The following is an 18,915-nucleotide window of genomic DNA, read 5'->3' on the forward strand; positions in this document are numbered from 1 at the left end:
TGTGGCCGGGGTCGCGGTGACGGGACACGGCGTTCGTTCCTCCGCGGTGCAGGACGCCGCCCGCGCCGCCTCGTGTCCTTGCCGACGTTTTCATCGCTCCTTTCAGTGTCCGTGCGATGTCACGCACGACGGTGCCAAGCGCCTGCCAAAATCGGCCTCGTCGGCGGGGCCTGATGGAAGCATGGGGTAAATGCCCGGGAGGGCCGTGTCAGGCCGTACGGCGCTGCTTGCGAGCGGTGAGCCGGTCGGCTCTGCTGGTGATCAGCTCGTGGCCGCCGGGCGTGAGTGAGGTGAGGAACAGGCGGTTGACGCCGGGCAGGGCGGCGAGGCGCAGCAGCCAGTCGCGGGCGGCGATCCGGCGGCGGCTGGAGGGCGCCATCCACTCGATGAAGCGGCGGCCGAACGCCTGCACCTCGTCGATCGTCGGCCGCATGCGCTCCTCGTACCTGGTCAGCGCGGTGGGCAGGTCGCCGGCGGCCAGCTCGTCGGCGAGGACCCAGGCGGCGGCGACCGCCATGGACGCGCCGTGTCCGGCGAACAGCGAGACCGCCTGGCAGGAGTCCCCCAGCAGCACGACCCTGCCGCGGCTCCAGGAGCCGATCCGCACCTGGGTGACCTGGTCGTAGTAGAGGTCGGCGGGCAGCCGGGGCAGCGTCTCGGGCAGGATCCAGCCGAGGTCGCCGTAGTGGCGGCGCAGCGCAGCCGCGGGGTCGGCCGGCAGGGCAGGATCGGGCTCGCGGTGCAGGAACAGCAGCGCGAGCCGGTCCTCGGGCAGCGCGTACGCGCCGGCCATCAGGCCGGGGACGGTCAGCATCCGGTAGCGCGGCCCGATCTGCGCGCTCAGCTCAGGATCGGTGAGGACGCAGGCGGCGACGTGATGGCCGAGGTGGCGCAGGTAGCGTTCCTCGGGGCCGAAGACCAGCTCGCGGACGCGGGAGTGCACGCCGTCGGCCCCGACGAGCAGGTCCACGGTGCGGTGGGTGCCGTCGGTGAGGGTGACCTCGACCTGGTGGGCGTCCTGCCGGACCGTCTCGATCGTGACGCCGTGGCGGACCGGTGCGACGACGTCGTCGGCGAGGGTCCTGGCGAGGTCGCCGCGCGGCAGGCTGACCACGCGGGAGAAGCCGGGCGGCAGGACGAACCGGCTGGTGCGCCGGCCGTCGCGGTCGACGTAGTCCAGCTCGCGCACCGGGTGGCGCAGCTCGCGCAGGCGGGTGGCCAGGCCCATGCGCTCGGTCACCTCGTAGCCGGCGCCGTAGAAGTCGATCATGTAGCCGCCGGTGCGCAAGGCCGGTGCGCGTTCGACGAGCTCGACGTCCCAGCCGTCGCGTTCGAGGTGCCAGGCGAGCGCCAGGCCCGCGATGCCGGCTCCGCAGATGAGGGCCTTCATGGGTCACTCCTTTCGCAGCAGCCGCCGTACCGGCCCGGCCAGCGCGGCGACGTCCAGTTCCGGATCGAGGCGGTGGTGCAGGACCAGCCCGTCGATCGCGGCGGCGAGCAGGGCGGCGACCGTGTCGGCGTCCTCGACGCCGTGCCCGGCCAGCCAGCGGGCCAGGGTGCGGCGGAAGGCGAGGACGAGCTCGGCGAGCCGGTCGCGCAGCTCGGGGATGCGGGTCGAGGCCAGATATGTCTCCGCCACCAGCAGCGAGGCCGGATCGTCGCCGGCGTAGACGGCCACGGCGCCCATCAGCCAGTCGAGGCCGGCTTCCGGGTCGGGCAGCCGGGTCAGCTCCTCGCCGATCTGGCCGATCAGCTCGTGGACGAAACCGAGGGAGGCCGCCGTCAGCAGCTCGGTGACCGAGCCGAAGTGGTAGTGGACGACGCCGGGCGCGACGCCGGCCCGCTCGGCGACCAGGCGGGTGGTCACGCCGTTCCAGCCGGCCTCGCCGATGAGCGTCACGGCCGCGCGCAGCAGGCGTTCCCTGGTGGCTCGGCCGCGTTCGAGCGACGTCTCCGGCATTCCCGACCCTCTCTTGGACGACCGCCTTGGGCGTTTGCCCAAATTCACGATAGTTGCATGCTGCAAAGATCGCTAGAGGGTCGTACGAGAAGATCCGCTCAACGGTCGCCGGAGCCCGGCTCGGCCATCCGGCGGTGCGCCGCGGCCTTGACCTTCTCGGGCACGACCTTGGCCGCGCCGGCCATCACCTTGTTCATGAACGACCCGGCGACCACCTGGGCCTCGCCCTTCATCAGCGCCTCGTACCCCTGCTCGGCGACCTGCGCCGGATCGTCCTTCCTCCCGGAGCCGACCCGGGTGTCCTCCATGCCCGCCCGTTCGAAGAACTCGGTGTCGGTCGGGCCCGGCATCAGCGCGGTCACCGTCACGCCGGTGTCCTTGAGCTCGTCGCGCAGCGCCTCGGCGAAGGACAGCAGGAACGCCTTCGACGCGGCGTACGTGGCCTCGAACGGCCCCGGCTGCGTGGCGGCGACGGACGACGTGAACATCACCCGCCCCTCCCCCCGGGGGACCATGTCCCGCAGGCAGAGCTTGGCCAGGTGCACCGCGGAACGGACGTTGAGGTCCACGACCTCCAGGTCGCCGGCCAGGTCCGTCTCCGCGAACGGGCCGCCCGCGCCGATCCCCGCGTTGATCACCACCGCGCCCAGGGGACGGCCGCCGGCCGTGACCCGCTCGTAGAGGCGCTCGACGCCGTCGTGGGTGGCGAGGTCGGCCTGGACGGCCTCGACGGACGTGCCGAGCTCGCGCAGCTCACGGGCCGCGCCGGCGATGCCCGGGTCCTCGGCGTTGACGATCAGGTCGAAGCCGTGCCAGGCGAACTGCTTGGCCAGCTCGTAGCCGATGCCGCTGGACGCGCCGGTCACCAGGGCGAGCGGCCGGGCTTGTTCTTTCCTCATGATGGCGGTTCCTCTCGTCGGTCTCCGCCTGACCGGCTGCCCATGACGGCCGCGCCCAACCGCCCCGCCCAACCGCCCCGCCCCAGGTCAGGGCGGGCGCCGCGATGCGGTTCACTACGGGCATGACGATCCTCCGCTCCCTCGCCCTGTTCGCCCTGGCCGCCCTCGCCGAGATCGGCGGCGCGTGGCTCGTCTGGCAGGGGGTGCGCGAGCAGCGCGGCCTGCTGTGGGTCGGCGCCGGCTTCGTCGCGCTCGGCCTGTACGGGCTGGTGGCCACGTTGCAGCCGGACGCGAACTTCGGCCGCATCCTGGCCGCGTACGGCGGGGTGTTCGTCGCCGGGTCGCTGGCCTGGGGCATGGTCGTGGACGGGTTCCGTCCCGACCGGTGGGACATCGTCGGAGCGCTGGTCTGCCTGGCCGGAGTCCTGGTCATCATGTACGCGCCCCGCGCCTGACGGGCCGCCGGATCGGGGCAGGCCGCGCGGCCGTCAGGGGGCGTCCTCCCGCGCGGCACCGCGCGCGGTCGTGCGCCGGCGACCGGCTATACGCTGTCGCCCGTGATCACACCAGTCACCGCCCGGCTGGGCCCCCGCCGCTGGACGGCCTTGATCGTGCTCGGCTTCGTCGGCCAGCTCGCCTGGACCGTCGAGAACATGTATCTCAACGTCTTCCTCTACGACACGATCACCGACGACCCCACCGCCATCGCCACGATGGTGGCCGCCAGCGCGTTCACCGCCACGGTCGCGACGCTGCTGGTGGGCGCGCTGTCCGACCGCACGGGCCGGCGGCGGGCCTTCATCGCCGCCGGCTACGTCCTGTGGGGCCTCGCCACGGCGGCGTTCGGGCTGGTCACCGTGGACACCGTGGGGAGCCTCGCGCCGGCCGCGAACGCCGTGCTCATCGCCATGATCGCGGTCATCGTGCTGGACTGCGTCATGTCGTTCCTGGGCTCCGGCGCGAATGACGCCGCCTTCCAGGCGTGGGTGACCGACGTGACGTGGCCGGCCGTGCGCGGCCGGGTGGAGTCCGTGCTCGCGATCATGCCGCTGGTGTCGATGCTGGCCGTCTTCGGCGCCCTCGACCCGCTCACCCGGGCCGGGCAGTGGCGGGAGTTCTTCCTGCTGATCGGGTCGGTCATCACCGTGGTCGGCGTGGTGGCGTGGTTCCTCGTACGGGACCGCCCGGCCCTGCCCCGGGCGCGCGGCGGCGCGCTGGACGCGCTCTTCCACGGCCTGCGCCCCAGCGCGATGCGCGCCAACCCTGGCCTCTACCTGCTGCTGGCGGCGTGGGCGATCTGGGGCGTCTCCACGCAGATCTTCCTGCCCTACCTGATCATCTACGTGCAGCGCTACCTCCAGATCGAGGCGTACGCGGTCGTCCTCGGCGTGGTGCTGACCGGCGCGTCCGCGGTCACCGTCGGCTGCGGCCGGCTGATCGACCGGGTCGGCAAGAGGCGTTTCCTGCTGCCCGCCCTCGGGATCTACGCCGTCGGGCTGCTGGCGATGTGGCCGGCGCGCGGCCTGGTCCCGGTCATCGCGGCCGGTCTGGTGATGATGTCCGGGTTCATGCTGGTCGCCGCGACGATCGGCGCGCTGGTCCGCGACCACACGCCGCCCGAGCACGCGGGGCACGTGCAGGGGCTGCGGATGGTGTTCGCGATCCTGATCCCGATGCTGATCGGCCCGTACGTGGGAGCGCTGGTCATCCGCGGCGCGGACGCCTACTACGAGGATCTGGGCGTGCTCAGACAGGTGCCCACGCCCGCGATCTTCCTGGCGGCCGCCGCGGTGCTGCTGCTGATCGCCCTTCCCGTCCTGGCACTGCGCAAGAGAGAGGCCGCATGAGCATGCTCACCCGCTGGGGCAGGGAGCTCGACCCCGACGCCGTCCTGACCGAGTACCCGCGTCCGCAGCTCGTCCGCGACAGCTACCTCAACCTCAACGGCCGGTGGGACTACGCGATCACCGGCGACGGCGGCGCGGAGCCCGCGGCCTACGACGGGACGATCGTGGTGCCGTTCTCGCCCGAGGCCGAGCTGTCCGGCGTCGGCCGGCAGCTCATGCCCGGCCAGACCCTCTGGTACCGCCGCACCCTCGTGCTCCCCGACGGGTTCGGCACGGGCGGCCGGGTGCTGCTGCACTTCGGCGCGGTGGACCAGACCTGCCGGGTGCTGCTCAACGGCGTCGAGGTGGGCGCGCACACCGGCGGCTACCTCCCGTTCAGCTGCGACGTCACCGGCGCCCTGCGCGACGGCGAGAACGTGCTGACCGTCGCCGTACGCGACGACACCGACACCGTCCCGCACTCCCGCGGCAAGCAGAAGCTGGAGCGGGGCGGCATCTGGTACACCCCGCAGTCCGGCATCTGGCAGACCGTGTGGGCCGAGCGGGTGCCCGACGTGCACGTGGAGCGGCTCACCCTCACCCCGCACCTGGCCGATTCCTGCGTCGAGGTGACCGTGCACGCCGCCGAGGGGGAGGCGGACGTCGAGATCCTGGCCGCCGGGTCCGTCGTCGCCCGCGCCACCGTCCCGGCCGGGCGGCCGGTGCGCGTCCCGATCCCGGACGTCCGGCCGTGGAGCCCGGAGGACCCCTTCCTGTACGACGTCACCGTGGAGCTGGGCGCCGACCGGGTGCGCAGCTATGTGGGCATGCGCTCGTTCGGGGTGGTGACGGACGCGGACGGGGTGCCCCGGCTGCTGCTCAACGGCCGCCCCTACTTCCACGCGGGGGTGCTCGACCAGGGCTACTGGTCCGACGGGATGTACACGCCGCCGTCCGACGAGGCCATGATCCACGACATCGTCACCATGAAGCGGCTCGGCTTCACCATGCTGCGCAAGCACATCAAGATCGAGCCGCTGCGCTGGTACCACCACTGCGACCGGCTCGGCATGCTCGTCTGGCAGGACATGGTCAACGGCGGCGGCCGCTACCACCCGCTGGTCGTCACCGCTCCGGCGTTCGTCCCGTTCCACCTGCCCGACCGCTGGTTCGGCCGGCCGCACCGCGAACGGTTCATGGCCGAGCTGCGCGAGACCGTCGAGCACCTGCGCAACGTGGTGAGCATCGCCGTCTGGGTGCCGTTCAACGAGGGGTGGGGCCAGTTCGACGCGGCCCGCGTCGCCGGGGAGCTGGCCGCGCTCGACCCCACCAGGACCGTCGACCACGCCAGCGGCTGGCACGACCAGGGCGCCGGCGACCTGCGGAGCCTGCACGTCTACTTCCGCCGGTTCCGCGCGCCGCGCCGCCGCCGCGACCGGCGGGCGCTCGTGCTGTCGGAGTACGGCGGGTACGGCCTGCGGGTCGACGGCCACACCTTCAACGACCGCAACTTCGGCTACCGGCGCTACGACACCCCCGAACGCCTCGGCGCCGCGTTCGCCCGGCTGCACGCCGAGCAGATCGTCCCGGCCATCCGGCGCGGCCTGAGCGCCACCGTCTACACCCAGCTCTCCGACGTCGAGGACGAGCTGAACGGCCTGCTCACCTACGACAGGGAGGTGCTCAAGCTGCCGGAGGACCTGGTCCGCGCGGTCAACCGCCGGCTCACGCTCGGCCAGACCCCTGACGCCTCAGACGGGTCCGGCGCGGCGGCGGTAGTCGCGGGGTGAGACGCCGATGCGGCGCTTGAACGCGTTGCTCAGCGCGCTCACCGAGCCGTAGCCGACCTCGCGGGCGATCGCCTCCAGCGTCTCGTCGCCGCGGCGCAGCCGGGCGGCGGCCAGTTCGAGGCGCCAGCCCGTCAGGTATTCCAGCGGCCCCCGCCCCACGACCTGCTTGAACCGGGCGGCCAGCGTCGAGCGGGACACCGCCGCGACCCCGGCGAGCTGGGACACGGTCCAGGGGCGCGCGGGGTCGGCGTGCATGGCCCGCAGCGCGGGAGCCACGACCGGGTCGGTGAGCCCGGCCGGCCAACCCGACGTCCCGCCCGGTCCGGCGGTGACCAGGTGCAGACGCAGGAGGTGGATCAGCATGACCAGGGCGAGATGCTCGGTGACCAGGGCCGAGGCGGGCGGACGGGCGCGCAGCTCGGCGGCGATCTGCTCCAGCGCCCAGCGGACGGTGGCGGCCTCGGCGGTGTGGCCGGGCACGTGGATCACCGGCGGCAGCGCGTCGAGCAGCAGCTCCCTGGCCCGTTCGCCGAAGTCGAACCGGCCGCCGAGGAGGAGCACGTCCTCGCCGTCGCCGACGCGCGCCACGCCGTCCGTGGCCGCCGCGAAGATCGGCGCAGCCGGGACCGGGCGCACGTCCGCGCCGCCGGCCAGGGTGAAGGCACGCGGCTGGACGAGCAGGAAGCAGTCGCCCTCGGCCAGCTCGATCGGCTCCGGCACGCCCTCCACGGTGAGCAGGCAGCGCCCGCGGCGGATCGCGTTGAACTTGACCCCCTCCGGCGGGTCGAACGCCAGCGCCCACTCCCCTCCGGCGGCCAGCCCGACGGAGAGGCGGCTGGTCGTGCCGACGAGGGTGAGAACCTCTTCCAGAGGATCAGCATGCTGGACGTTCACGCAACTATTCTCGACTCTGTCTCATTCCGCGTCCACCCGGGCGTTCCTAGGCTGACCGTCATGACACGCATCAGCACCCCTTTCACCACCCCTTTCACCGCCAGGACCACGGCCACGGAGATTCTGGCCGGCGTCGACCTCACCGGGCGGCGCGTCATCGTCACCGGTGGCGCCTCCGGGATCGGCGCGCAGACCGTCCGGGCCCTGGAGGGAGCGGGGGCCGAGGTCACGGTGGCCACGCGCCGTCCCGCCCCCGGGCAGCGGGCGCTGGACCTGAGCGATCTCGGCTCGGTACGCCGGTTCGTGGCCGGCTGGAGCGGGCCGGTGCACGCGATCGTGGCGAACGCCGGAATCATGGCGCTGCCCGCCCGCAGGACCACCCCCGAGGGCTGGGAGCTCCAGCTCGCGACGAACTTTCTCGGGCACTTCGCCCTGATCGCCGGCCTGCACGCGCATCTCCGGCAGGCGGGCGGCGCGCGGGTGGTCATGGTCAGCTCGGGAGCCCAGTTGGGCGCGCCGTTCGACTTCGACGACCCGCACTTCGAGCGCCGCCCGTACGATCCGTGGACCGCGTACGCGCAGTCGAAGACGGCCGACGTGCTGCTCGCGGTCGCCGCCGCCCGGCGCTGGGCCGCCGACGGCATCACCGCGAACGCCCACGAACCCGGCTACGTCCACACCAACCTGCAGCGGCACGTCGACCAGGCCACCATGCGGGCGTGGGGCGCGATGGACGACGACGGGAGCCTGCTGACCCCCGGCTACTTCAAGACGCCCGAGCAGGGGGCCGCCACCTCGGTGCTGCTCGCCGCGTCCCCCCTGCTGGACGGCGTGACCGGCCGCTACTTCTCGAACGACAACCAGGAGGCCGAGGTGGTGCCGGGCGGCCCGGACGCGACCGGCGGCGTCGCGGCCTGGGCCGTGGACCCCGGCGCCGCCGACCGGCTCTGGGACCTCGCCACCGCCGCCTGCCGGCCGTAGCCCTACAGTCCGAGCCGCACCGGCCGGGCCGGCGGGCCGCCGGCGAGGAGCCCTGCCAGCGGCGTCGCCAGGTCGCGCGGCGAGAACAGCTCGGGCCCGCGGTAGCCGGCGATCTCTTGGAGCGTCCACCAGCGGAAACCGTCGATGTGCTCGGCGGCCAGTTCCTCGTCCGACCGCGCGCCCCGGGGCGGGAACGACGGGGCACGGACGAGGAAGTAGTCGTTGACCACGCCGTCGTAGCCCGGCGCGTACCCGGAGCCGACCACCCGCTGGTGCCACACGTGCGGCGGGCCGGCCTCGACCGCCAGCCCGACCTCCTCATCCAGCTCGCGCCGCAGCGCGGCGAGCGGCGTCTCCCCCGGCTCGACGCCGCCGCCGGGGGCCGCCCAGACGATCGTGGTGCCGGCCGGCTTCGGCAAGGCGTGCCGGCAGAGCAGGATGCGGTCGTGGTCGTCGAGGACGATCGCGCGGACGGCGTGGCGCAGGTTCGGCGAAGGCATCCGGCATCTTATGCCCGATCATGCGCCGGCGAGCCGATCGAGGGTGCGGGCCAGCCAGCCGGTACGGGTCCGCCGGGCGGCGGCGGACAGCGCTGCCCCGGGGAAGAGCGCGTCGAAGCCGTGGCAGCCGCCGGCCCACACGTGCAGCTCGGCCTGGCCGCCCGCCGCCCAGATGCGGGTGGCGTACTCCACGTCCTCGTCGCGGAAGACCTCGGCGGAGCCCGCGTCCACGTACGTGGGGGGCAGCCCGGACAGGTCGTCCGCCCTGGCGGGCGAGACGTAGGCGGGGACGTCGTCGCCGGCGAGGCCGCCGAGAACGGCGTTCCAGGCGAACGCGTTGGTCTCGCGGGTCCACACGCCGGGCTCGCCGGCGTACTGGCGGCTGGAGGTGGTGCTGTTGCGGTGGTCGAGCATGGGGCAGATCAGGACCTGGGCGGCGATGGCGGGGGCGCCGCGGTCGCGGGCCATGAGCGTGACGCCCGCGGCGAGGCCGCCGCCGGCGCTGGCGCCCGCGACGACGACGCGGCCGGGGTCGATGCCGAGCTCGGCGGCGTGCCCGGCGACCCACCGCAGGCCCTCGTAGCAGTCCTCGACGGGGGTGGCGCCGCCGGCCTCGGGGGCGAGCCGGTAGCCGACGGTGACCACGACCGCGCCGAGCCGGTCGAGCCATTCGAGGGGGATGTCGAGCTGCGAGAACCGGTCCCCCATGATCATGCCGCCGCCGTGCATCCAGTAGACGCACGGCGCTCCGGGCGCGGCGCCGGCCGGGGTGAGGACCGTCATCGGGATCGGCGCGCCGCCGGAGCCTGGGACGGTGACGTCGCGCCGATCGACGGTCCGGCCGCGCAGCAGGGGCTCGACCGGCGGCGCGGGGATCCCGCGCAGGTCCGCGAGGATCCGCGGGGTGATCTCCGACACGAGCGGCATGCCGGTGAGCAGGGCGTCGAGCTCGGGGTCGAGCGCGGGGCGAGGGAGGGAGGACATGACGGTGTTCCTTTCGAGGAGGTCAGAAATTCGAGGGGGTCAGAAGGCGGCCTTGCCGCCGACGGGCACGTAGTCGGTGTACGGGGCCTGCGCGGCGAGCAGTTCCTGGAGCCGGGAGACGAGGGACTGGGCGGCCGGACCGGCGAAGACCCGGTGGTGCTCCTCCTCGCCGGTCCAGCCCTCGGTGACGTGGACGACGTCGGGGTCCGAGCTCGACCGGCAGACGAGGTAGACCAGGCAGTGCTCGCTCGCGGCGGGGCCGCCCTCGTCCAGGGCGGTCAGCAGCAGATCGGCCAGCCGCTCCCCCATGCCGGGCCTGGCGGTCAGGGTGGCGTTGAACCCGTATCGGATCTTCACGGTGTGCTCCTCGGTCGCGGGAAGGCGATGCCTTTTCCTCCTGCCGGACGCGCGGGACCGCCGTCGGTCAGGTGCTCTCATTTCACCGTCTGAACTCGGAGAACGGTAGAACGAAGCTCCTCGCTTCTTGCCTGATCCTCCACGCTTCGTGGTGGAATGAGAGGCATGGGATTCGACGAGCTGCTTGCGTCGCTGGCCCGGCACGTGCGGCCGGACGAGAGCACGGCCATCGACGGCCTGCACATCGCGAAGGCCGAGTGGCCGGGCCCGCCGTCACCCGCGATGTCCGGCACGGTGCTGGCCGTCCTCGCCCAGGGCGCCAAACGGCTCGCGGTGGGCGACCGCGTCCACGAGTACCACCCCGGCAGCTACCTGGTGGCTTCCGTGGACCTGCCGGTCACCGGGCACTTCGTCGGGATCAGCCCGGAACGTCCGGCGCTGGGGCTGGCGCTCGTCCTGGAGCCGGCCGCCGTCGCCGACCTCCTCCTGCACGCCGCCCCCGGCGACCTGCCGCCCGCCCGCGCGGGAGCGCTGCCGGGCATCGCCGTCGCCGGCATGACGGCCGACCTCCTCGACGCCCTGGTCCGCCTGCTGCGCCTGCTCGACCGGCCCCGCGACCGGGCGGTGCTGGCCCCGCTGGTCAAGCGCGAGATCCTCTGGCGGCTGCTCACCGGGGAGCAGGGCGACGCCGTACGCCGGCTCGGCCTGGCCGACAGCAGCCTCGCTCACGTCGCCCGCGCCGTCCGCTGGATCCAGGACCACTACGCCGAGCCGTTCCGCGTGGAGGAGCTGGCGCGGCTGGCCGGCATGAGCCCGTCGGCGTTCTACCGCCACTTCCAGACGGTCACCGCGCTCAGCCCCATCCAGTTCCAGAAGCGCATCCGGCTCCAGCAGGCCCGGCTCCTGCTCGCCGGCCGCCCGCACGACATCACCGCCGTCGCCCACCGCGTCGGCTACGACAGCCCCTCCCAGTTCAGCCGCGAGTACCGCCGCCGGTACGGCGTCCCGCCCAGCCGCGACGCCACCCGCCTCCATGCGGGCGCGGGGTGACTCCCGTGGTCAGGCCGTCCGGGCGCGCGGGCGGACCACCGCGACGGGATGGGTGACGTGGTGCAGCACGCCGTGCCCGACCGAGCCCATGATCGCGGCGGCGAAGCCGCCCAGCCCGCGCGAGCCCACCACGACCAGGTCGGCCGAGGCCGCCGCCTCGGTCAGCACGCTCACCGGGTGCCCGACCCACGCCGCGTGGGTGATCTCGACGTCGGGGTTCTCCGCCCGCCACCGGTCCACGCCGTCCGCGACCGCGCGGGTGTCCTCCTGGTAGAGGTCCATGAGGACGCCGTCGCCGGCGAGCGCGTACGGGGAGACCGCCGGGGTGCGCCAGACGTGCACGGCGTGTAACCGCGCGCCGCGGGCCGGGACCAAGGTCACTGGGGCGGAGGGAGCCTTCACATCTATCGAATTGCGAAGTTTCGCAATTGCGAGCAGAATGGTGACGGCAGGCGAAGGAGAGGACGCGCAGAGAATGTCGGTGCCGTTGTACGAAGCCAAGGCCGAGCTGTTCAGGCTCCTCGGCCATCCGGTGCGCATCCGCGTCCTGGAGCTGCTGCAGGACGGACCGAAGCCGGTGCGCGACCTGCTGGCCGCGATCGAGGTCGAGCCGACCGGGCTGTCCCAGCATCTGGCCGTGCTGCGCCGCTCCGAGCTGGTGACCGCCCGCCGCGACGGCTCGACCGTCGTCTACGCGCTGTCCGGCGGCGACGTCGCCGAGCTGCTGCGGGCGGCCCGCGCCCTGCTCAGCGCCAAGCTGTCGGGCCGGCACGCGCTGCTCAACGAACTCCTCGAAGAAGAGACCGGCCAGCGGTGAACCCTGTGCTCGTGGCGGGCCTCGGCCGCCTGCGCTCCGTCCTGCCCGCCCGCGCCGACCTGGCCGCGATGGGCCGTCATCCGCGGCGCGACCTGCTCGCCGGGCTGACGGTGGCGATCGTGGCGCTGCCGCTGGCGCTCGGGTTCGGCATCTCCTCCGGGCTGGGCGCCGAGGCCGGGCTCGCCACGGCGGTGGTGGCCGGCGCCCTCGCAGCCGTCTTCGGCGGGTCCGCGCTGCAGGTGTCCGGGCCGACCGGCGCCATGACGGTGGTGCTGGTGCCGATCATGCACGCGCACGGCGCGTCCGGCGTGCTCACAGTGGGCGTGCTGGCCGGGCTGCTGCTGCTCGGGCTGGCCCTGGCCCGGGCGGGCCGTTACATGGCGCTCGTCCCCGCGCCGGTGGTGGAGGGCTTCACCCTGGGCATCGCCTGCGTCATCGGCCTGCAGCAGGTGCCGGCCGCGCTCGGCGTGCCCACCCCCGAGGGCGACAAGGTGCTGGCCGTGGCCTGGCAGGCGGTGCTCGCCTTCGCCGCCCACCCGCACTGGCTCGCCCTCACGATGGCCGTCGCCGTCGCGGCGGTGATGCTGGCCGGGGCGCGCCTGCGGCCCGGCGTGCCGTTCTCGCTGCTGGCCGTGGCCGCCGCCACCGTCGTGGCCGAGCTGGCCGACCTGCCGGTGACGCGCATCGACGCCCTGCCCGCCGGGCTGCCCGCCCCGTCGCTCGCCTTCCTCGACGTCGGCGCGCTGAGCTCGCTGATCGCCCCCGCCGTCGCGGTCGCCGCGCTCGCCGCGCTGGAGTCGCTGCTGTCGGCCGCCGTCGCCGACGGCATGGGCGTCGGCCACCGGCACGACCCCGACCGGGAGCTGTTCGGCCAGGGGCTGGCCAACCTGGTGGCGCCGCTGTTCGGCGGCGTGCCGGCCACCGGCGCGATCGCCCGCACCGCCGTCAACGTGCGCTCGGGCGCCTCCTCCCGGCTGGCCGCGCTCGCCCACGCGGCGATACTCGGGGTGATCGTGTTCACCGCCGCCGATCTCGTGGCCCGCATCCCGCTGGCGGCGCTGGCGGGGGTGCTGCTGGCCACCGCCGTGCGGATGGTCGAGGTCGGCTCGGTGGCGGCGATGCTCCGCTCCACCAGGTCCGACGCGCTCGTGCTCGCGCTGACCGCGATCGCCACCCTCGCACTCGACCTGGTCTCCGCCGTCATCCTCGGCCTGGTCGTGGCCGGCGCGCTGGCGCTGCGCGCCATCGCCAGGAACGTCCGGCTGGACGCGATGCCGCTGCACCCGGACCTGCCCGGCGACCACGACGCCGAGGAACACGCGCTGCTGGCCGAGCACATCGTCGCCTACCGGCTGGACGGGCCGCTGTTCTTCGCCGCCGCGCACCGTTTCCTGCTGGAGCTGTCCGAGGTCGCCGACGTCTCGGTGGTCATCCTGCGGATGTCCAGGGTCACCACCTTGGACGCCAGCGGCGCCCTGGTGCTCGGCGACGCCATCTCCCGCCTGGAACGCCGCGGCATCACCGTGTACGTCTCCGGCATCCGCGACGGTCACCACCGGCCGCTGCGCGCCCTCGGCGTCGTCTCGCGGCTCGACGAGGCCGGGCAGGTGTTCGCCACCACCCCCGAGGCGATCGCCGCCGCCCGCCACCGCCTCCGACTGGACGGCGTCCTTCCCGCCGTCCGGTGACGGGTACTCGCAGGTCAGGCGGGTATTGCCCTCTTCGGAGGACGAATGCTGGGGATGCCTGAGGGAATTCGCGGGTGCCTGTTCGACATGGACGGCGTGCTGACGCGCACCGCCACCGTGCACGCCGCGGCGTGGAAGACGATGTTCGACGAGTTCCTGCGCAAGTGGGGTGAGAAGTCGGGGACGCCCTTCGTGCCCTTCGACGCGAAGGCCGACTACGACCGCTACGTGGACGGCAAGAAGCGGGTGGACGGGGCGAGGAGTTTCCTTCAGTCGCGAGGGATCAGCCTGCCGGAGGGGACGCCGGACGACCCGCCCGGCGCGATGACCGTCAACGGGCTGAGCAACAGGAAGAACCAGCTCGTCCAGGCCATCATCGACCGGGACGGCGTGGAGGTGTTCCCCGGCTCCGTCCGCTACCTGGACGCGGTCCGGGACGCGGGACTGCGCAGCGCCGTGGTGTCGTCGAGCGCCAACACCGTGCACGTCCTGACCGCCGCGGGGCTCGCCTCGCGGTTCGAGGCCAGGATCGACGGCGTCGTGGCCCGGGAGCGGCGGCTGGCGGGGAAGCCCGCCCCGGACATGTATCTCGCGGCGGCCGAGGCGCTGTCGCTGGAGCCGTCGGAGGCGGCGGTGTTCGAGGACGCCCTGGCAGGGGTCGCGGCCGGCCGCGCGGGCGGGTTCGGCTTCGTCGTCGGCGTCGACCGGGCGGGGCAGGCGGAGGCGCTGCGGCAGCACGGGGCCGACGTCGTGGTCACCGACCTGGCCGAGCTCCTGGAGCCGAGTACGCACTCCGGGGACGCGGGATGATCCGGCACCCGGCGTTCGAGGTCGAGCCGTGGACGCTCAGGGAGCACCATCTGGATCTGGACGTGCTGGCGCAGACCGAGTCGGTGTTCGCGCTGTCCAACGGGCACATCGGCCTGCGCGGCAACCTGGACGAGGGCGAGCCGCACGGGGAGCCGGGCACCTACCTCAACGGGTTCTACGAGCTGAGGCCGCTGCCGTACGCGGAGGGCGGCTACGGATATCCGGAGTCGGGGCAGACGGTGGTGAACGTCACCAACGGCAAACTGATCCGGCTGCTGGTCGGCGACGAGCCCTTCGACCTGCGGTACGGCACGCTGCACCAGCACGAACGGGTGCTGGACCTGCGGGCCGGCACCCTCACGCGCACGGCGCACTGGAGCTCGCCGACCGGCATCTCGGTGCGGATCAGGTCCACGCGGCTGGTGTCGTTCACCCATCGCGCGGTCGCCGCGATCCAGTACGAGGTCGAGGCCGTGGACCGGCCGACCCACTTCGTCGTCCAGTCGGAGCTGGTCGCCAACGAGACCCAGACGTCGGCGGGCGGTGACCCGCGGGCCGCCGCGACGCTGCGGTCCCCCTTGGTCGCGGAGGAGACCGTCGTCGACGGGGACAACCTGACGATCATGGTGCACCGCACCCGGGCCAGCGGGCTGCGGGTCGCCGCGGGCATGTGGCACGAGATCGACGGGCCGGACGGCACCGTGACCGAGGCGCAGGGCAGCGAGGACGTGAGCCGGGTGACCGTGGCCACGCTGCTGTCGCCCGGGCAGAAGCTGCGGCTGGTCAAGTACTTCTCCTACGGGTGGTCGGCCAAGCGGTCGCGGCCCGCCCTGCACGACCAGGTGGCCGCGGCGCTGGCGGCCGCCCGCCTGGTCGGCTGGGACGGCCTGTGCGCGGACCAGCGGCGCTTCCTCGACGACTTCTGGGACGGCGCGGACGTGGAGGTGGAGGGCGACGCGGAGGTGCAGCAGGCCGTGCGGTTCGGGCTGTTCCATCTGCTGCAGTCGGCCGCGCGCCTGGAGGAGCGCGCCCTGCCGGCCAAGGGCCTGACCGGGTCCGGCTATGACGGGCACGCCTTCTGGGACACCGAGATCTTCGTGCTGCCCGTGCTCACCTACACCTATCCGAGAGCCGTCGCGGACGCCCTGTCGTGGCGGCGGTCCATCCTCCCCCTGGCCCGGGCCCGCGCCAGGCAACTGGGGCTGCGCGGCGCCGCCTTCCCCTGGCGGACCATCCACGGCGAGGAGTGCTCCGGCTACTGGCCGGCGGGAGCCGCGGCCTTCCACGTCAACGCCGACATCGCGCACGCCGTCGCCCAATACGTCGACGCCTGCCAGCACGTGGCGTTCGACCGTGACGCCGGCCTGCACGTGCTCGTCGAGACGGCCCGGCTGTGGTGCGCACTGGGCCACCACGACGCGGCCGGGCGGTACCGCATCGACGGCGTGACCGGACCGGACGAGTACACCGCCGTCGCCGACAACAACGTGTACACGAACCTGATGGCCCAGCGGAACCTGCGCGAGGCGGCCGAGGCCGCGGCCCGCCATCCGGCCCTCGCGGCCCGGCTGGAGGTCACGGAGGAGGAGATCCGCCGGTGGCGCGGGGCGGCGGAGGCGATGACCGTCCCCTGGGACGAGCGGCTGGGGGTGCATCCGCAGAGTGAGGGGTTCACGCAGCACGCGCTCTGGGACTTCGCCGCCACCGGTCCCGACCGTTATCCGCTGCTGCTGCACTTCCCCTACTTCGACCTCTACCGGCGGCAGGTGGTCAAGCAGGCGGACGTGGTGCTCGCGATGCATCTGCGCGGGGATGCCTTCACGCCGGAGCAGAAGGCCGACAACTTCGCCTATTACGAGGCTTTGACGGTGCGCGACTCGTCCCTGTCCGCCTGCACCCAGGCGGTCATCGCCGCCGAGGTGGGATATCTGGAGCTGGCCTACCGCTATCTCGGCGAGGCGGCGCTGATGGACCTCGCCGACCTGGAGAAGAACACCGTGGACGGCGTGCACATGGCGTCGCTGGCCGGAGCGTGGATCGCCCTCGTGGCGGGGTTCGGCGGGATGCGCGCGGGCGGCGGACGGGTGTGCTTCGCGCCCGCTCTGCCCTCCGGCATCACCCGGCTCGCCTTCCGGCTGAGTTACCGCGGCAGCCTGATGAGCGTCAGCGCCACCAAGGAGGCGACGGCCTACCGGCTCCTGGCAGGGCCGCCGATCACGCTGACCCACTACGGCGAGGAGTTCGACCTGGGCCAGGAGGAGGTCACCCGGCCCAATCCGCCCCGGCCCGCGCCGGAGCGGGAGGTTCACCAGCCGCCCGGCCGCGAGCCTCGTGCGCGCCGGCCCCGCGAGCACGGCGGGTGACGCTCAGCCCTGGACGCGGAACGGTACGAAGCACACCATCGCGCTCGTGTGGTCGCGCAGGGACGCGGCCAGGAGCAGGTCACGCTGGGTGTGCAGGAGCCGGTAGCGGGGACGGGGCGGCTCGATGCGCGGGATCACCACGGCGATCCATCGGCCGCTCGCCTCCTGGCGGCGCACGTACTCGACGACGGGGCGGACCACCGCGTGACGGGGGCTCTCCAGGATCTTCAGCCGGGCGTGCGGGCTCCACCGCTCCCACTCCGCGCGCAGGCCGCCGAGCTCGTCGGCGGCGTCGGAGACGACGACGGCGACGACCTCCCCGCCGAGGGCCAGCGCCGCGCCGAGCGCCCGTTCCGACAGGGCGCTGATCGCCGAGGTCGGGCTGAGGGGGACGATCACCAGCCGCCGGTCCGGCTCGGGGCGGTGCGGCTCCGCCGGGCGCCCGCCGAGCCCGAGCGCGGCCGCCACCCGGCCGTAGTAGCGCTCCACCCACCTGAAGAGCAGGATCAGCAGCGGGACGGCCACGAGCACCACCCAGGCGCCTTCCGTGAACTTCGTGGTCAGCAGCACCAGCGTGGCCACCGTCGTCGCGACGGCGCCGGCGCCGTTCAGCAGTGCCTTGCGCGTCCACCCCTGCGGGCGTTCCCGCGTCCAGTAGCGGACGAGCCCCGTCTGGCTGATCGTGAACCCGGTGAACACGCCGATCGCGAACAGCGGGATCAGCCGGTGGGTCTGCGCGTCCAGCGCGATCAGGAGCAGCGCGGCGAGGACGGCCACCGCGACGACGCCGTAGCGGTGGACGGGCCGCTCGGAGCGCAGGGCGAACAGGTGCGGCAGCCGGTTGTCCTTGGCCAGCAGGGCCATCAGCACCGGCAGGCCGCCGAAGCTGGTGTTGGCGGCCAGGGCGAGCGCGAGGGTGACGATGATGTTGACCGCGAGGTAGAGCCAGCCCGTGCCGTAGGCGCCGGCCGTGAGCTGCGCCAGGATGGTGACGCCCGAGCGCGGCACGACGTCGTCGCGCCGGATGAGCAGCGCGGTCCCGATGAGCATCGTCCCGAGCAGCAGGCCGAGCATCAGCTCGGTCCGCTGGGCCCGGCGCACCCGCGGCCGACGGAACATCGGCACCCCGTTGGCGATGGCCTCCACGCCGGTCAGCGCCGAGCAGCCCGAGGAGAACGCCTTGAGTATCAGCAGCACGCTGAGTGCCTCGTGCACGGGCAGGGGCGTGGCCGTGCCGACGACCGCCGCCGGATGGGAGCGGGCCAGGCCGACGACGACCATGCCGAGGATGCTCGCGATGAACAGCAGGGTCGGCACCGCCAGCACGCGGGCGCTGTCGGCTATGCCGTACAGGTTCAGCGCGGTGAGCACGGCCAGTCCGAGCAGGCAGGTCGCCAGGAGATGAGGACGGAGGACGGGGAAGGCGGAGGCGAGGCTCGCGGCGCCGGCCGCCAGGCTCACCGCGACGGTGAGCACGTAGTCCACGACGAGCGCGGCGGCGGCCAGCAGGCTCACCATCGGGCCGAAGCTCCGCTTGGCCACCGCGTAGGAGCCGCCGCCGTCGGGGAAGGCGGCGATCACCTGGCAGTAGGAGGTGACCAGCAGGATGAGCAGCGCGGCGATGGCCAGCGTGACCGGCAGCGTGTGACCGACCGCGGCGCTTCCCGCGGCGGCGAGGACGAGGGCGATGGCCTCCGGGCCGTAGGCGACGGAGCTCAGCGCGTCCAGGGACAGCGCCACCAGCCCCTGCAGGCTGGTCAGGTGGCCTTTCTCGCCCTCGCCATGCTGGACCTGGACCTTGGGCGCCCGGTTCGTGGACAGGAGGGCGCCCGTGGTGGCGACTGCGCGGCCCGCGGGCAGGCCCGCCTCCCCCTGGGGGCGGGCCGCCGGGGCGTCGTCGGCATCAGGTTCGTGATCGGCCACCGGTTTCCCCTCGTCGTTCCCCATCGGCTGTCCGGCGGCCCACCCGCGCGGAGACTTCGCTGTGTCCGGCTCC

Annotated in this window: 18 protein-coding genes; 9 read left to right on the top strand and 9 right to left on the bottom strand. The window is 73.6% G+C overall.

Annotated elements, in window-relative coordinates; all coding sequences use genetic code 11:
- Positions 1-208 precede the first annotated feature (208 nt).
- The 3 genes from BMW85_RS00765 to BMW85_RS00775 form a co-directional block, all read right to left on the bottom strand.
- Entirely contained in the window at positions 209-1,390 is a 1,182-nt protein-coding gene (locus BMW85_RS00765; RefSeq protein ID WP_091075504.1) for an FAD-dependent oxidoreductase, read from the bottom strand.
- 3 nt (positions 1,391-1,393) lie between these two features.
- Complete coding sequence (locus tag BMW85_RS00770) at positions 1,394-1,960, bottom strand: TetR/AcrR family transcriptional regulator (RefSeq protein WP_091075507.1); 567 nt, start codon at positions 1,958-1,960, stop codon at positions 1,394-1,396.
- 98 nt (positions 1,961-2,058) lie between these two features.
- Positions 2,059-2,859 (bottom strand): SDR family NAD(P)-dependent oxidoreductase, encoded by an 801-nt coding sequence (locus BMW85_RS00775; protein ID WP_091075510.1) that lies wholly within the window; start codon positions 2,857-2,859, stop codon positions 2,059-2,061.
- Positions 2,860-2,981: 122 nt separating this feature from the next.
- Here BMW85_RS00775 and BMW85_RS00780 point away from each other — a divergent pair, with 122 nt between their 5' ends.
- From BMW85_RS00780 to BMW85_RS00790, 3 genes are all read left to right on the top strand, one after another.
- On the top strand, positions 2,982-3,314 hold the full coding sequence (locus BMW85_RS00780) for a YnfA family protein (protein ID WP_091075512.1): 333 nt from the start codon (positions 2,982-2,984) through the stop codon (positions 3,312-3,314).
- Positions 3,315-3,416: 102 nt separating this feature from the next.
- A complete protein-coding gene (locus BMW85_RS00785; protein WP_245774535.1) occupies positions 3,417-4,706 on the top strand; it encodes an MFS transporter in 1,290 nt (429 codons plus the stop codon).
- Positions 4,703-6,475, top strand: a complete 1,773-nt coding sequence (locus BMW85_RS00790; RefSeq protein ID WP_091075517.1) for a glycoside hydrolase family 2 protein — start codon at positions 4,703-4,705, stop codon at positions 6,473-6,475. Before BMW85_RS00785 ends, BMW85_RS00790 begins: the two co-directional genes overlap by 4 nt.
- On the opposite strand, the gene BMW85_RS00795 is transcribed toward BMW85_RS00790, so the two are convergent.
- Positions 6,437-7,369, bottom strand: a complete 933-nt coding sequence (locus BMW85_RS00795; protein ID WP_091075520.1) for an AraC family transcriptional regulator — start codon at positions 7,367-7,369, stop codon at positions 6,437-6,439. The two genes, BMW85_RS00790 and BMW85_RS00795, sit on opposite strands and share 39 nt — an antisense overlap.
- Before the next feature lie 60 nt (positions 7,370-7,429).
- On the opposite strand from BMW85_RS00795, the gene BMW85_RS00800 reads away from it, so the two are divergent.
- Positions 7,430-8,350: an SDR family NAD(P)-dependent oxidoreductase gene (locus BMW85_RS00800; RefSeq protein WP_091075522.1), complete on the top strand. Its 921-nt coding sequence runs from the start codon at positions 7,430-7,432 to the stop codon at positions 8,348-8,350.
- 2 nt (positions 8,351-8,352) lie between these two features.
- On the opposite strand, the gene BMW85_RS00805 is transcribed toward BMW85_RS00800, so the two are convergent.
- From BMW85_RS00805 to BMW85_RS00815, 3 genes are read right to left on the bottom strand one after another with little or no spacing between them, the layout of a single operon-like run.
- On the bottom strand, positions 8,353-8,850 hold the full coding sequence (locus tag BMW85_RS00805) for an NUDIX hydrolase (RefSeq protein WP_091075525.1): 498 nt from the start codon (positions 8,848-8,850) through the stop codon (positions 8,353-8,355).
- A gap of 18 nt (positions 8,851-8,868) precedes the next feature.
- On the bottom strand, positions 8,869-9,834 hold the full coding sequence (locus BMW85_RS00810) for an alpha/beta hydrolase (protein ID WP_091075527.1): 966 nt from the start codon (positions 9,832-9,834) through the stop codon (positions 8,869-8,871).
- Between the two features lie 39 nt (positions 9,835-9,873).
- Complete coding sequence (locus BMW85_RS00815) at positions 9,874-10,191, bottom strand: putative quinol monooxygenase (RefSeq protein WP_091075530.1); 318 nt, start codon at positions 10,189-10,191, stop codon at positions 9,874-9,876.
- A 165-nt stretch (positions 10,192-10,356) separates the two neighbouring features.
- Here BMW85_RS00815 and BMW85_RS00820 point away from each other — a divergent pair, with 165 nt between their 5' ends.
- Positions 10,357-11,241 (top strand): AraC family transcriptional regulator, encoded by an 885-nt coding sequence (locus tag BMW85_RS00820; RefSeq protein ID WP_091075531.1) that lies wholly within the window; start codon positions 10,357-10,359, stop codon positions 11,239-11,241.
- Between the two features lie 9 nt (positions 11,242-11,250).
- On the opposite strand, the gene BMW85_RS00825 is transcribed toward BMW85_RS00820, so the two are convergent.
- A complete protein-coding gene (locus tag BMW85_RS00825; protein ID WP_245774536.1) occupies positions 11,251-11,622 on the bottom strand; it encodes a universal stress protein in 372 nt (123 codons plus the stop codon).
- A gap of 94 nt (positions 11,623-11,716) precedes the next feature.
- Here BMW85_RS00825 and BMW85_RS00830 point away from each other — a divergent pair, with 94 nt between their 5' ends.
- From BMW85_RS00830 to BMW85_RS00845, 4 genes are read left to right on the top strand one after another with little or no spacing between them, the layout of a single operon-like run.
- Positions 11,717-12,058, top strand: a complete 342-nt coding sequence (locus BMW85_RS00830; RefSeq protein ID WP_091075534.1) for an ArsR/SmtB family transcription factor — start codon at positions 11,717-11,719, stop codon at positions 12,056-12,058.
- Positions 12,055-13,746 (top strand): SulP family inorganic anion transporter, encoded by a 1,692-nt coding sequence (locus BMW85_RS00835; protein WP_177240440.1) that lies wholly within the window; start codon positions 12,055-12,057, stop codon positions 13,744-13,746. The genes BMW85_RS00830 and BMW85_RS00835 overlap by 4 nt, the downstream gene beginning before the upstream one ends.
- A 54-nt stretch (positions 13,747-13,800) precedes the next feature.
- Positions 13,801-14,556 carry a beta-phosphoglucomutase family hydrolase gene (locus tag BMW85_RS00840; RefSeq protein WP_342743372.1) on the top strand — a complete coding sequence of 252 codons (756 nt, stop codon included), beginning with the start codon at positions 13,801-13,803 and terminating at the stop codon, positions 14,554-14,556.
- The gene (locus BMW85_RS00845; RefSeq protein ID WP_091075540.1) at positions 14,553-16,919 is read left to right on the top strand and encodes a glycoside hydrolase family 65 protein; all 2,367 of its coding nucleotides are present in this window, start codon (positions 14,553-14,555) and stop codon (positions 16,917-16,919) included. Before BMW85_RS00840 ends, BMW85_RS00845 begins: the two co-directional genes overlap by 4 nt.
- Positions 16,920-16,922: 3 nt before the next feature.
- On the opposite strand, the gene BMW85_RS00850 is transcribed toward BMW85_RS00845, so the two are convergent.
- A complete protein-coding gene (locus BMW85_RS00850) occupies positions 16,923-18,842 on the bottom strand; it encodes an APC family permease (protein WP_245774537.1) in 1,920 nt (639 codons plus the stop codon).
- Positions 18,843-18,915: the final 73 nt, after the last annotated feature.

This window comes from Nonomuraea wenchangensis (genome assembly GCF_900111685.1).
In the GTDB taxonomy this organism is placed as follows: domain Bacteria; phylum Actinomycetota; class Actinomycetes; order Streptosporangiales; family Streptosporangiaceae; genus Nonomuraea; species Nonomuraea wenchangensis.